Below are 14134 nucleotides of genomic sequence, written 5' to 3'. Positions count from 1 at the left end.
TGGAATCCTACGGCGCGCAGCTGACAGGTCCACGTTCAGTTCAGCTGCCCGTCACCGGGCCGTCGGGCCTACCGCGTGACGTAGTCGTGGGTGCCGGCTGCGGTCCGGAGCTGGTGACGGCCTCGACCGACCGACCGCAGGGTTCCGTTGAGGAACTCTTCGAACTCGGCAAGCTTGTTGTCGACGTAGATGTCGCATTCGCCGCGCAGCCGGTCCGCTTCGGCGTGCGCAGTGTCGATCAGACGGGTGGATTCGGCGTGCGCGGCCTGCACCACCTCGTTCTGGGACACCAGCCGCTGCTGCTCCTTGATGCCCTCTTGCACGGCCTTTTCATAGGAGAGGTTGCCGTTTTCGATCAGGCGGTCGCATTCGGACTTGGCCCGGCTGATGCTGGCCTCGTACTCGCGTTTCGCCGACGCGGCGATGCGCATCGCCTCCTCGCGGGCCTCCCCGACCATCCGCTCGCTGTGCTGACGGGCCTCGCTGACCATCCGATCAGCCTGAGCCTTGGCGTCCGAGAGCAGCCGGTCGGCTTCGGCGCGAGCGTGGTTGACCATCGACTCGGATTCGGTGGTCGCCGAGGACACCATCGAGTCGGCGTGCGATTTGGCGTCGTGCAGCATCGCGTCGCGGGCGTCCAGCACGTCCTGGGCATCGTCGAGCTCACCAGGGATCGCGTCCTTGATGTCGTCGATCAGTTCAAGCACGTCACCGCGGGGAACGACGCACCCGGCGGTCATCGGCACGCCGCGGGCTTCCTCGACGATCGCGCTCAATTCATCCAGCGCTTCAAAGACTCGGTACACGGCCATACCCTCCTGGCGGCTTGCATAAATCTGTAGTTACCAGTGTGCCTGGTGTTACGTCTGTGACTGCGGTGATGACTCCGGTGTGTCGGCTTGAATTTTTGCTGCGCATCACCCGCGAACCGCCTCTAGCCACGTGATTTGGTTCCAGACTATCGCCGGCGTAGCCACCGGGACAGCGGGCGAGGCCTCTATTGACAGCATATATACCCTTGGGGGGTATATATGACGGCGTCACAGCGGAAGGGAACTTTGATGGACAGAGTCGTGAACGCAGTGCTGCACGCGTTGACGCTGACAGGTTCCATGACGTGGGAAATCCTTTGGGCGCTGATCCTGGGCTTCGCGTTGTCGGCGGTCGTCCAGGCTGTTGTGCGCCGCTCGACAATCGTGGCCTTGATGGGCGACGACAGGCCCCGCACCCTGGCCGTGGCGGCCACGCTCGGCGCCGCGTCGTCGTCGTGCTCCTATGCCGCCGTGGCGCTGGCCCGCTCGCTGTTCCGCAAGGGGGCCGACTTCACCGCGGCCATGGCCTTCGAAATCGGCTCCACCAATCTGGTGGTGGAACTGGGCATCATCCTGGCGCTGCTGATGGGCTGGCAATTCACCGCAGCGGAGTTCGTCGGCGGACCGCTGATGATCATCGTGCTGGCCCTACTGTTCCGGCTGTTCGTGCGCGGCCGGCTCATCGATGCCGCGCGTGAACAGGCAGACAAGGGAATCGCCGGATCGATGGAAGGCCATGCGGCGATGGACATGTCGATCCAGGGCGACGTGTCGTTCTGGCGACGGCTGTTCTCCGGACCGGGTCTGACCTCCGTGTCGCATGTCTTCGTGATGGAGTGGCTGGCGATCCTGCGCGACCTGGTCATCGGATTGCTCATCGCCGGCGCAATCGCGGCGTGGGTCCCGGAGAGCTTCTGGCAGAGCTTCTTTTTAGCGAACCACCCGGCACTGTCGTCGGTGTGGGGACCGATCGTGGGCCCAGTCGTCGCGATCGTGTCGTTCGTCTGCTCGATCGGCAATGTGCCGTTGGCCGCGGTGCTGTGGAACGGCGGCATCAGTTTCGGCGGGGTCATCGCGTTCATCTTCGCCGACCTGCTGATCCTGCCGATCCTCAACATCTATCGCAAGTATTACGGCGCCAGAATGATGCTGACGTTGTTGACGACGTTCTACGCCGCGATGGTCGTCGCGGGCTATCTCGTCGAATTGATCTTCGGGGCAGCCGATCTCATTCCGGGCGCCCGCAACGCGATGGTGATGTCCGGCAGCATCTCCTGGAATTACACCACCTGGCTGAACATCGCTTTCCTGATCGTCGCAGCGGTGCTGGTGGTTCGATTCTTCGCGTCCGGTGGAATGCCGATGCTACGGATGATGAACGGGTCGCCCGACGCTGAACACGATCATGGCGGGCATAGTCACCAGTGCCACTGAGGCTCGCTACCAACATTTTTCATTGATCGATCGCCGGTGGATGTCTTCCGTCGCCCGCTGGGCTTTCCGGACGCCGGCCGCGCTGGGCTCGGCTCAGCACTGCTCCGCCATGCGGCCGGGCGCTGCGACCGCGGCGGATTGCCTGCGTACCTCGAAGCAACCAACCCCCACAACAGGCAGCTCTACGCCGCCCACGGGTTCGAGGAGATCGGCGTCATCCAAGCCGGCAAATCGGCGCCTCTCTGGCCAAAGCTGCGTAAGCCCCGTTGAACTGCTGCGCCCGGCCGCGGTAAGCGAACGGATACCTAAATGAATGTTGGCGTGAATGTCCCGCGCGGGAGACCACACTGAAGACGACGACGTGCCGTAGCTGCCGCGATGCCTACCACGGCGGTATCGTTGCTCGCACGATTGCGAGGCGAAAGGGGTCCACTGGTGCCGACGCCGAATGATCCCGGCAACTTCGCGCAGCGGCCGGCCGGCCCCCCGTCTCCCGCAGACATCGGACGACTACTGCTGCGCTGCCACGACCGCCCCGGAATCATCGCTGCGGTAAGCACATTCCTCGCTCGAGCCGGTGCCAACATCATCTCTCTGGACCAGCATTCCACCGCACCCGAGAACGGAACCTTTCTGCAGCGCGCGATCTTTCACCTGCCCGGGCTCACCGCCGCAATCGATGGTCTGGAAGAGCAATTCGCCGCCACCGTGGCAGCGGAATTCGGCATCGACTACCGCTTCACCGAGGCGGCCAAACCCAAACGGGTCGCCATCTTCGCATCCAGGGAAGACCATTGCCTATTGGATCTGTTGTGGCGCAACCGTCGTGGCGAGCTCAAGATTTCCGTCGCGATGGTGATCGCCAACCATCCCGACCTTGCCGAGCGGGTTCGTCCGTTCGGTGTGCCGTTCATCCACATACCCGCCACCCGGGAAAGCCGCGCCGCAGCCGAACAGCGTCAGCTTCAATTACTCACCGGCAATGTCGATTTGGTGGTGTTGGCGCGCTATATGCAGATACTGACGCCTGAGTTCCTCGCCGCCGTCGGATGCCCGCTGATCAACATTCACCATTCATTCCTGCCGGCATTCATCGGCGCAGCACCCTATAAGCGCGCCCGCGAGCGCGGCGTCAAACTGGTGGGCGCCACAGCCCACTACGTCACTGAGATGCTCGACGAGGGGCCGATCATCGAGCAGGATGTGGTGCGGGTCAGCCACACCGACACCGTCGACGACCTGGTGCGTGTCGGTGCCGACGTGGAGCGGGCGGTACTGTCGCGCGCGGTGCTCTGGCACTGTCAGGACCGAGTGATCGTGCACGACAACCAGACGATTGTCTTCTGACCGCGACGGGAATCTATTCTGCGCTTCCGACTTCCGACAACGAGTCGCCGTACCTGGCTCGCAGCGCTCCCCACACATCGGCATACTGACCGGGCGACTTGCGATACGCCCCATGGCGTTTCAGGATCTGCCGGGCAACCGGCGCCACGAGGCGCCGCGGGTAGCGTCGCCAGCCGGTCTGCGCACGGATCTCGGCCAGCATGTCCGGCCACGAATGCTGCTGAAAATTCAGCAGTTCCTGCGCACGGGAGACATCCATCCAATCGTTGAGATACCAGGAATCGTCACTGTCCGGGTCTCCGGGACGTCCCATCGGTATCAGGCCGGCCATGCCCTGCGCCGCCGCCATGGCCGCGCCAATCTCGGCCTGCCGCAACATGTGCGAGTCATCGCCGGCGATCATCAACACCTCACCGGCCACCTCCGAATGCGCGGCCGCAACGAATGCGGTTGCCACATCGCGGGTATCGACGCAGTGCACCCGACCGTCGGCCGGCATCGCGCTGCTGAAATACAACACGTCGGTGGTGAAGGGCATGGCCGCCGGGTCGACGCTGATCACCCCACCGAGCCGCAAGATCAACCAGTTCAACCTCGACGCACGGACGATCTCCTCGGCTTCGAGCTTCTGACTCCCGTACAGGTCGCACGGGTTGACCGGGGTTTCCACGCCCAACCGGTCCTGGTGCCGATGTGGATTGCGCGCGCCGTATACGGAGATGCTGGACGCATGCAGAAAGCGCGGCGGATCAGGTTGCTGCTCTGCCGCACGCACCAAGATTGCGGTGGCATCGACGTTGACTCTGCGCGCCCACGCCGGCTCGCGGTAGATCAACGGGGGGATGACGGCCGCCAGGTGGACGATCACGTCCGGCGAAATTTCGCTGACCAACTGTTCAACCTGGTCGGGAACGGTCAAGTCGACGCGGCGGCTTTCCACCCCCGGCGGCAGGACCGCCAACTTGCGGTGCGCGGTGGCGACCACCCGCCATCCGTCGGCAGCGAACCTTCGGACCGCCTCCGCACCGACCAGACCGAAGGCTCCGGTAATCAGCACGGTCTGCATGGGCGTCCTCGATCCCCGTCAACATCGATGTTTCGAGCAGACGGTAACCCACTCGACGAAGAGAACGCCATGCCTCCGGCACCAGCTTGCTCAAGCTCGACGACGTGTCGCACCCAGGTGCGAAGATCAGGTCATGCAGTACTACGACATCATCGGCGACATCCACGGTTGTGCTTCCGCGCTTGAAACGTTGCTCGCCGATCTTGGCTACACACTTCAGGATTCGACGGGCGCGTATCAACACCCCACCCGTCAAGCCGTCTTCGTCGGCGACCTGGTGGACCGCGGCCCGGAACAGCTTCGCGTCCTCGAAATCGTCAAGCCGATGGTGGATACGGGCAGCGCCCGCATCGTCATGGGCAACCATGAGTTCAATGCGATCTGCTACTCCATCGAGCACCCGAGCGGCAGCGGCCAATATCTGCGCAAACACACCGACAGCAACTACCGACAGCACCGCGAGTTCGTCGACCAACTCACCGACGAGCAGCGCTTCTACTACCTGGACTGGTTCAAGACGCTGCCGCTGTGGCTGGACCTCGGCGATATCCGCGTCGTTCATGCCTGCTGGCATGAGGAGTCCATGCGATACGTCGAGAGCCAACTGGGATCCAACCAGTTCACTGCGGTGGACCAGTTCGCCCGGGCCTCCGACAGCACCGACCGCCTCTACACCACGGTCGAGGTGCTGCTCAAGGGCCCTGAGATCAGCCTAGCAGCCCATCACCAGCCGGATTATCTGGATAAGGACGGCCACGCCCGCAGCAGGGCCAGAATCCGGTGGTGGAACGAGGATGCGGCGACCCTGCGCGAGATCGCGGAAATGGCAAGCAATTTCACCACTGCGGCGGGTGCACCGTATCCCCCGCTACCCGACAGCGCCGTCACATCTGCGGACCGCTGCTACGTCTACTCGGGAACAGTTCCGGTGTTCTTCGGTCATTACTGGCGCAAGGATTCCCCGCAGCGCCACCGTGATTGGGCAGACCATTGCGCGTGCGTGGATTTCAGCGCGGTGAAGGGCGGCAAGTTGACGGCCTATCGCTGGTCGGGCGAGACCACGATCTGCGCCGACAACTACTGGCAGAGCGCCGGTTGAGCTACCCGCTCTGCCGGGCGATCCGTTCGCGCAGTCGCCGGTTGACCGGTTCGGGCAGCAACTCGGTCACGTCGCCGCCCAGCATCGCCACCTCTTTCGCCAGCGACGACGACACGAACGAATACCGCGGCGATGTCGCTACGAAGAACGTGTCAACGCCGGCGACGTGCTTGTTCATCTGCGCCATCTGCAGTTCGTACTCGAAGTCGGTGCCGGTGCGCAGACCCTTGACGATGGCGTTCATCCCGCAGGACCTGACGAAGTCGACGACCAGGCCTTTCCCGGCCTGCGCCCGCACATTGGGCAGGTGGCTCGTCGACTCCTCGATCATCGCGATCCGCTCGTCGAGGTCGAACATGCCCTTCTTGGCGGGGTTGATCAGGATCGCCACCACGACCTCGTCGAATTGGGCTGCGGCACGTTCGAAGACGTCGACGTGCCCCAACGTGACCGGGTCGAAGGACCCGGGACAGACCGCGCCGCTCATTGCGCCGCTCCTCCTCTTCGCTCCGCTCAGCATCCTCGCCGGCGGCACTCAATGGCGCCGCTCCTCCTCTTCGCTCCGCTCAGCATCCTCGCCGGCGGCACTCAATGGCGCCGCTCCTCCTCTTCGCTCCGCTCAGCATCCTCGCCGGCGCCGCTCATTGCGCCGCTCCTCCTCTTCGCTCCGCTCAGCATCGTCGCCGGCGCGGCTCATAGTCAACGACGCTAGCAGGCGCCCTACACCCGTTCGGCCAGCTCCAGACGGGTGTCGCCGTAGACGCGCTCGGGCCACAACGTCCAGCCGTCCGGCCACGTGAGCGCGGCACTGCCGATTCCGCGCTCCACCACGGCAACCGTTCCCACCCGGGTCCAACCCCCCGACGTCAGCGCGGCCAGCACAGCCGAGAGCTCAGCGGCTCCAAGCTCGTACGGCGGGTCGGCCAATACCAGGTCGAACGGGGAGGGCGACCCGGCGGTCAGCACGGCAGCGACCGCACCGCGGCGCACGATCGCCCCGGGCAGCCCCACCGTCTCGATGTTGCGGGCGATCACCGCCGCCGCGCGCGGGTCGGATTCCACAAACAGCGCCGACGCAGCTCCCCGTGACAGGGCTTCCAGACCCAAGGCACCCGACCCGGCAAAGAGATCCAGCACCGCCACGTCCGCGAAACCGACCCGCGTCGCCAGGATGTTGAACAGCGACTCGCGCACCCGGTCAGTGGTCGGCCGGGTCCCCCGCGGCGGAACGGTGAGGCGCCGGCCCCGGGCCACGCCACCGATCACGCGGGTCAGTTCAGCACCACCAGCAGGTCGCCACCCTCCACCTGAGCGGTGTCGGAGACCGCCACCCGCTCCACCGTGCCGTCGCTGGGCGCGGTGATCGGCGCTTCCATCTTCATGGCCTCGATGGTGGCGACGGTTTGGCCGGCGCTCACCTCATCACCTTCGGACACGCTGACGGTGACTACCCCGGCGAAGGGCGCCGCGACATGGCCGGCGTTGCCGCGGTCAGCTTTCTCCGCAGCGCGAACGGCGCTGGCGATGCTGCGGTCGCGCACCAGCACCGGACGCAGCTGGCCGTTGATGATGCACATCACGGTCCGCATGCCGCGCTCGTCGGGTTCGGAGATGGCCTCCAGCCCGATCAACAACTCCACGCCCGGCTCGAGCTTCACCCGATGCTCCTCGCCTTGGCGCAGGCCGTAGAAGAACTGGTTGGCCGACAGCTGCGAGGTATCGCCGTACGCCTCTCGATGGTCCTCGAATTCCTTTGTGGGACCGGGGAACAACAGCCGGTTGAGGGCGGCCTGACGCTCCGGCCCGGCGGTGGCGAGCGCCTTCTCGTCGTCGACGGTCAGTTGCGGGTCCGGCTTAGCCGGCGCGCGGCCGGCCAGCGCGTCGGAACGCAACGGCTCGGGCCATCCGCCGGGCGGATCGCCCAACTCACCGCGCAGGAATCCCAGCACCGAGTCCGGGATATCGAATCGCTTTGGGTCAGCGGCGAATTCGTCGGCGCTCAGACCGGAGCCCACCAGGGCCAGCGCCAGGTCGCCGACCACCTTCGACGACGGGGTGACCTTGATCAGCCGGCCCAGCACCCGGTCAGCTCCCGCATAGGCCTCCTCGACCTCCTCGAACCGGTCCCCCAGCCCCAGCGCGATCGCCTGTTGGCGCAGGTTCGACAGCTGACCGCCCGGGATCTCGTGGTGATACACCCGGCCGGTCGGACCGGGTAGACCGGATTCGAAGGGCGCGTAGACCTTCCGCAGGCCTTCCCAGAACGGCTCGAGCGCGCACACCGCCGACAACGACAACCCGGTGTCGTACTCGGTGTGCGCGGCCGTGGCCACGATCGAACTCAACGCCGGCTGACTGGTGGTGCCGGCCATCGGCGCCGAGGCCCCGTCGACGGCGTCGGCGCCCGCCTGCCAGGCGGCCACGTAACTGGCCAGCTGGCCGCCCGGCGTGTCGTGAGTGTGCACGTGAATGGGGAGGTCGAACCGGCTGCGCAAAGCGGAAACGAGGGTGTGGGCCGCCGGCGGCCGCAGCAACCCCGCCATGTCCTTGATGGCCAGCACATGTGCACCGGCCTCGACGATCCCGTCGGCCAATCGCAGGTAATAGTCCAGGGTGTAGAGCCGTTCGTCCGGATCGGACAGGTCACCCGTGTAGCACATCGCGACTTCGGCTATGGCAGTGCCGGTTTCGCGGACCGCGTCGATAGCCGGTCGCATCGAGTCCAGGTTGTTCAGCGCGTCGAAGATCCGGAAGATGTCGATACCGGTGGCCGTCGCCTCCTCGATGAACGCCGACGTGACGGTCTCCGGATAGGGCGTGTAGCCCACGGTGTTCCGGCCCCGCAACAACATTTGCAGGCAGATGTTGGGGATGGCTTGCCGCAGCGCGGCCAGCCGCTCCCACGGGTCCTCCTTGAGGAAGCGCAGCGCCACGTCGTAGGTCGCCCCGCCCCAGCACTCGACCGACAACAGCTGCGGCATCGTGCGCGCGAGATACGGTGCCACCATGAGCAATCCGCTGGTGCGCACCCGGGTGGCCAGCAGCGACTGATGCGCGTCGCGGAACGTCGTGTCGGTCACGCCGACCGCGGGCGACTCCCGCAACCAGCGCGCGAAACCGTCCGGGCCGAGTTTGAGCAACCGCTGCCGGGAACCGTGCTCCGGCGCCACCTCGCGGTCGATCGCGGGCAGCTTGTCCTGCGGGTACACCGTCGACGGACGCGCGCCGTGCGGCTGGTTGACGGTGACGTCGGCCAGGTAGTTCAGGATCTTGGTGCCGCGGTCGGCCGAGGTGTGCGAGGTCAGCAGTTGCGGCCGGTCGTCGATGAACGACGTCGTGACGCGGCCGGCCTGGAAGTCCGGGTCGTCCAGAACCGCTTGCAGGAAAGGAATATTGGTCGACACACCGCGGATCCGGAACTCGGCCATCGCCCGGCGCGCCCGGTTGACCGCGGTTTGGAAATCGCGGCCCCGGCAGGTCAGCTTCACCAGCATGGAGTCGAAGTGGGCGCTGATCTCAGCCCCCAGATTGGTGCTGCCGTCCAGCCGGATCCCGGCGCCGCCCGGGGTGCGCAGCGCACTGATCCGACCGGTGTCGGGGCGGAACCCGTTGGCCGGATCCTCGGTGGTGATCCGGCATTGCAGCGCGGCACCGTGCGGGCGCACGGTGTCCTGGGTGAGGCCCAGATCGTCGAGGGTCTCGCCGGCGGCGATGCGCAGCTGGCTGGACACCAGGTCGACGTCGGTGATCTCCTCGGTGACGGTGTGCTCCACCTGAATTCGCGGGTTCATCTCGATGAAGACGTATTCGCCGTTCTCGTCCAGCAGGAATTCGACGGTGCCGGCGCAGCTGTAGCCGATGTGGTGGGCGAAGGCCACCGCATCCGCACACATCTTTTCCCGCAACTCGGCCGAAAGGTTCGGCGCCGGAGCCAGTTCGATCACCTTCTGGTGGCGGCGCTGCACACTGCAGTCCCGCTCGTAGAGGTGGATCACGTTGCCACCGGTGTCGGCCAGGATCTGAACCTCGATGTGCCGCGGGCGCAGCACAGCCTGCTCGAGATACACCGTCGGGTCCCCGAACGCCGACTCCGCCTCCCGGCTGGCGGCCTCGATGGCCTCACCCAGAGCTGCGCTGTCAGTGACCCGCCGCATCCCGCGCCCACCGCCACCGGCAATGGCCTTGACGAACAGCGGAAATCGCATGTCCTGTGCGGCCGCGACCAACTGGTCCACCGACGCCGAGGGAGCCGAGGACTGCAGCACCGGCAGGCCCGCCTCGCGCGCGGCGGCGATCGCCCGCGACTTGTTTCCGGTCAACTTGAGCACTTCGGCGTCGGGCCCCACGAACGTGATGCCCGCCTCGGCGCACGCTGCGGCCAATTCCGGGTTCTCCGAGAGGAATCCGTAACCGGGATAGACGGCGTCCGCATGGCAGCGCAGGGCCGTCTCGACGATCTCGGCGACGGACAGGTACGCCCGCACCGGGTGCCCCACTTCGCCGATCTGGTACGACTCATCGGCTTTGGTCCGGTGCAGCGAATTGCGGTCCTCGTACGAATAGACGGCGACGGTGCCGACACCCAACTCGTATGCGGCGCGGAAGGCGCGGATCGCGATCTCGCCGCGATTGGCCACCAACACTTTGGAGATCACGTGCGACCCCTAATCAAATGAGTGTCGACCAATAATTCCAGAACCGCGCCATGATCAGCAGGAATACCCCGGTGAACCAGAACGTGACCAGCGACCAGCGCCAGCCGAACAGTAACCGCAGCGCGGTATTTCCCGTCGCGGCCGGACGCACCAGGATCGAGGCCGCGACCACCAGCAGCGTCACGGTGGCCGCCCACACCACCATGCAGTACGGGCACAGCGCCCCGATGCGGTACAGGCTCTGAAAGATCAGCCAGTGCACGAACACCGTGCCGGCTGTCAACCCGATCACCAACCCCACCCAATACCATTGCGGCAGCTGAACTTTCGCCACCGCCAACACCCCGGTGACCACCACCACCGTGAAACCGGCGATACCGAGCAGCGAGTTGGGGAAGCCGAGCACCGAAGCCTGCGGGGTCATCATCACCGAACCGCACGACACGATCGGGTTGATGTTGCAGGACGGCACGTAGGACGAGTTGAGCAGCAACGCGATCTTCTCCACCGTCAGCGTGACGGAGGCGAGCAGACCGATCACCCCGGCGATCAGCACCCACCATGCACTGGGCGCGGGTACCCACGGTCCGGACGGTTCGAGTTCGACGGGCGGGTCAGCCGCGTCGGAGTCCACCTCGGGGACGAGATCAGCCGCCACGTGGTCAGGTGTTCGCCACTGCCGCGGCCTCGTCCATCCCGGGGATGTTGCCGACGATGTCTCTGACCTTGGCGACGAGCGCTGCCGGTGACGTCCGCTCGAATTCGGTGCCGTTGATCCGCACGGTCGGGGTCGCGCGGATCTTGTTGGCTGCCGCCAACCCGGTGACCTTGCCGATGTACTTGCCGCTGTTGATGCAGTCCGGCACCTTGCCGGCGGCGCCCGCCTGGCGCGCGAGCTCGATCAGTCGCGCATTGTCGGGGAACCGGTCACCCGTTTCGGACGGCTGAATGCCCTTGCTGTACAGCGCTTCGTGGAAGCGGCGAAAGGCGTCCATGGACTCGTCGGCCACGCAGTAGGCCGCGGCGGCCGCCCGCGAGGAGTAGTTCTGGGTGGCCGGACTGTCCAGGATGGTGACCATCGTGTAGTCACCGGCGATCGCGCCGATGTCGATGAGCTTGGCGACCGTGCGGCCGAAGGTGCGCTCGAAATCGCCGCACGCCGGGCACAGGAAGTCCTCGTAGAAGGCCACGGTCGCCTTGGGTTTGCCGTTGTCGGCGACCAGTTTGCTCGAGGTCACGCGGACGGCGCCCTCGGCTCCCGCACCGGCGGCCTGCTTCTTGTTGTGACTCGTCACGATGTAGAACACCAGACCGACGGCGAACAGCACGACGATCAACGTGCCGCCGATTTGGATGAGTCGGCCGGACCTGCCGTCGCCGGACTTCAGGTCGAGCCGCGCGGGGCGCTTGGGTTTTTCGGCCACAGAATCCTCACGTTTCGTTTGCTTCACCTGCGGTCGGGCGACTCTAGAGTACCGACGGCGCCGCAGCCGCAGGTCAGCACCGGCTCAGGTGTGCCCGCAGCGCTGAGATCAGCTCGCCCGTTCCGGCGGCGCTGCCACCCCCGAGCGGGAAGAGATTGGCGAAGCCGTGCGTCAGCGATCCCAGGTAGCGCAGGTCCACAGCGGTGCCCGCGGCCCGCAGCGCCTCGGCGTACTCCTGACCCTCGTCGCGCAGCGGATCGAACCCGGCGACCGCGATCAGCGCGGGTGCCAGGTCGGACAGCGAATCCGCCAGCGCCGGTGACACCCGTGGGTCGGACGCGTCGATCCCGGACTTGCGCAGGTACTGCGAGGTGAACCAGTCGATGTCGCGTCTGGTCAGCAGGAAGCCACGCGCGAACAGGCTCAGCGAGCGGGTCTGCGCGGTGAAGTCGGTTCGCGGGTAGATGAGCCACTGCAACACCGGGGCCGGTCCGCCGTTGTCCCGCGCGAGCTGGCTGACGACGGCCGCCAGGTTGCCGCCGGCGCTGTCGCCGCCGACCGCCACCCGCCCGGGCGCCGCACCCAGTTCCTCAGCGTGCTCCCAGGCCCACCCGAACGCGGCGTACGCATCCTCGATCGCCGCGGGTGCCGGATGCTCAGGTGCCAGCCGGTAATCGATCGACAGCACATGCATCTCCCCGTCCCGGCAGGTCAATCGGCACAGCGCGTCGTGGGTGTCCAGGTCGCCGATCGACCAGCCGCCACCGTGATAGAAGACCAGCAGCGGCGCATTCGCGGTTGCTGGGCGGTAGTGCCGCGCCGGGATCGGACCTGCCGGCCCGGGAATCGAGATCTCGGCAACGTCGACGTGAATCTGCGGACCGGGCATGGCCTGCAGGCCGTCCCGCATCGTCGCCCGGGAGGTGCGCGCGTCGTCGTCGACCACCAGGCCGCCGATCCCCACGGCGCGCTGTCCCGTCAACAGCAGCTGCAAGGTGGGGTCCAGGGTGTTGCCGTCGATGGTCACCGAACGCCCGCGGGTCAGCAGGCGCTTGGCGCCGTCCGGGATCCGCGGAATGACTTTCGCGCCGACGCTGGTGACCGTGTTCTGGACGCGCGTCACCCAACCGGTCGGTGCGCGCTTTGCTCCCAGATGGAGGTCCGGCGCGCCTGACAGACTCTTGGTCATCGGCCGCTCCCTTGATAATGCCTCGTGCCGGCCCACCTTACGTCGTGCCGAACGGGCGAAATCCGGCCGCCGCCTGCCCGACGGTGCGACGAATGTCCGACATTGGGAGCGGACACCAGCCCGGGCGTTGGTTAGATCGCATAGTCAACTCGGTAATATGTGATCCCCGAGCCGTGCGGACTGCGGCACCAGGCTGGGCCCTAATCGGAGAACGCTCAAATTTCATAGGTAGGTGATGACGTTGACTGGCGAGTCGGGCGCCGCTTCTGTCCCCGGTTCTATCCCCTCGATAGCCCTCAACGACGAGCAGACGATGCCGGTGCTGGGTCTCGGCACCGCGGAATTGTCGGACGACGAGACAGAACGCGCCGTCTCGGCCGCACTCGAAGTCGGTTGCCGGCTCATCGACACCGCGGCCGCCTACGGCAACGAAGCGGCGGTGGGCCGGGCGATCGCCGCGTCGGGCATTCCGCGCGCCGAGTTGTTCGTCACTACCAAGCTGGCCACCGCCGACCAGGGTTTCAAGTCCTCGCAGGAAGCCTGCCGGCGCAGCCTGGAGACCCTCGGCCTCGATTACGTCGACCTGTACCTGATTCACTGGCCGGCCGCGTCGCTGGGCAAGTACGTGGACTCGTGGGGTGGCCTGATCCAGTGCCGCGGCGAGCAGCACGCCCGCTCGATCGGGGTGTCCAACTTCACCGCGGAGCACCTGACGATGGCCATCGACCTGACTTTCGTCACCCCCTCGGTCAATCAGATCGAGTTGCACCCGCTGCTCAACCAGGAGGAGCTGCGCAAGGCGAACGCCGAGCACGACATCGTCACGCAGTCCTACACCCCGCTGGCGCTGGGCAAGTTGAATGACAACCCGACGGTGACGTCGATCGCCGGCGAGTACGGCAAGACGCCCGCCCAGGTCCTGCTGCGGTGGAACGTGCAGTTGGGCAACTCGGTGGTGTTCCGCTCGGCAAAACCCGAACACATCGCCGGCAACTTGGATGTGTTCGATTTCGAGCTGGCCGCCGAGCACGTCGACGCGCTGAACGGGCTCAACGACGGCACCCGGCTGCGCCCGGATCCGGACAACTACGCCGGCACCTGAGCGCCG

At 66.1% G+C, this 14134-nt stretch carries 12 protein-coding genes; 4 read left to right on the top strand and 8 right to left on the bottom strand.

What is annotated here, in order from left to right; genetic code table 11:
- Nucleotides 1–68: 68 nt before the first annotated feature.
- A complete protein-coding gene (gene sepIVA, locus AC5Y6Y_RS13420; RefSeq protein ID WP_463827182.1) occupies nt 69–806 on the bottom strand; it encodes a cell division protein SepIVA in 738 nt (245 codons plus the stop codon).
- A 255-nt stretch (nt 807–1061) separates the two neighbouring features.
- Here sepIVA and AC5Y6Y_RS13415 point away from each other — a divergent pair, with 255 nt between their 5' ends.
- Nucleotides 1062–2246: a permease gene (locus AC5Y6Y_RS13415; protein ID WP_473139975.1), complete on the top strand. Its 1185-nt coding sequence runs from the start codon at nt 1062–1064 to the stop codon at nt 2244–2246.
- 435 nt (nt 2247–2681) lie between these two features.
- Entirely contained in the window at nt 2682–3593 is a 912-nt protein-coding gene (gene purU / locus AC5Y6Y_RS13410) for a formyltetrahydrofolate deformylase (RefSeq protein ID WP_473139976.1), read from the top strand.
- 13 nt (nt 3594–3606) lie between these two features.
- Here purU and AC5Y6Y_RS13405 read toward each other — a convergent pair whose 3' ends face one another.
- Nucleotides 3607–4659 (bottom strand): NAD-dependent epimerase/dehydratase family protein, encoded by a 1053-nt coding sequence (locus tag AC5Y6Y_RS13405; protein ID WP_463827046.1) that lies wholly within the window; start codon nt 4657–4659, stop codon nt 3607–3609.
- Between the two features lie 133 nt (nt 4660–4792).
- Here AC5Y6Y_RS13405 and AC5Y6Y_RS13400 point away from each other — a divergent pair, with 133 nt between their 5' ends.
- A complete protein-coding gene (locus AC5Y6Y_RS13400) occupies nt 4793–5758 on the top strand; it encodes a metallophosphoesterase (protein WP_473139977.1) in 966 nt (321 codons plus the stop codon).
- A gap of 1 nt (nt 5759) precedes the next feature.
- On the opposite strand, the gene coaD is transcribed toward AC5Y6Y_RS13400, so the two are convergent.
- From coaD to AC5Y6Y_RS13370, 6 genes are all read right to left on the bottom strand, one after another.
- Nucleotides 5760–6245 (bottom strand): pantetheine-phosphate adenylyltransferase, encoded by a 486-nt coding sequence (gene coaD / locus AC5Y6Y_RS13395; protein ID WP_473139978.1) that lies wholly within the window; start codon nt 6243–6245, stop codon nt 5760–5762.
- A 233-nt stretch (nt 6246–6478) separates the two neighbouring features.
- On the bottom strand, nt 6479–7033 hold the full coding sequence (gene rsmD / locus AC5Y6Y_RS13390; protein WP_473140001.1) for a 16S rRNA (guanine(966)-N(2))-methyltransferase RsmD: 555 nt from the start codon (nt 7031–7033) through the stop codon (nt 6479–6481).
- Nucleotides 7030–10413, bottom strand: coding sequence for a pyruvate carboxylase (locus AC5Y6Y_RS13385; protein WP_473139979.1), 3384 nt, complete (start codon nt 10411–10413; stop codon nt 7030–7032). The genes rsmD and AC5Y6Y_RS13385 overlap by 4 nt, the downstream gene beginning before the upstream one ends.
- 13 nt (nt 10414–10426) lie before the next feature.
- Nucleotides 10427–11047, bottom strand: coding sequence for a vitamin K epoxide reductase family protein (locus tag AC5Y6Y_RS13380; protein WP_473140002.1), 621 nt, complete (start codon nt 11045–11047; stop codon nt 10427–10429).
- A gap of 28 nt (nt 11048–11075) precedes the next feature.
- On the bottom strand, nt 11076–11837 hold the full coding sequence (locus AC5Y6Y_RS13375; RefSeq protein ID WP_463827049.1) for a DsbA family protein: 762 nt from the start codon (nt 11835–11837) through the stop codon (nt 11076–11078).
- 73 nt (nt 11838–11910) lie between these two features.
- Nucleotides 11911–13026: an alpha/beta hydrolase gene (locus AC5Y6Y_RS13370; protein ID WP_473139980.1), complete on the bottom strand. Its 1116-nt coding sequence runs from the start codon at nt 13024–13026 to the stop codon at nt 11911–11913.
- A gap of 241 nt (nt 13027–13267) precedes the next feature.
- On the opposite strand from AC5Y6Y_RS13370, the gene AC5Y6Y_RS13365 reads away from it, so the two are divergent.
- On the top strand, nt 13268–14128 hold the full coding sequence (locus tag AC5Y6Y_RS13365) for an aldo/keto reductase (protein WP_463827051.1): 861 nt from the start codon (nt 13268–13270) through the stop codon (nt 14126–14128).
- Nucleotides 14129–14134: the final 6 nt, after the last annotated feature.

The organism is Mycobacterium sp. NGS24 (assembly GCF_059813065.1).
The sequence above is the reverse complement of the archived record's forward strand: the minus strand, read 5'-3'. Positions and strand labels throughout refer to the sequence as shown.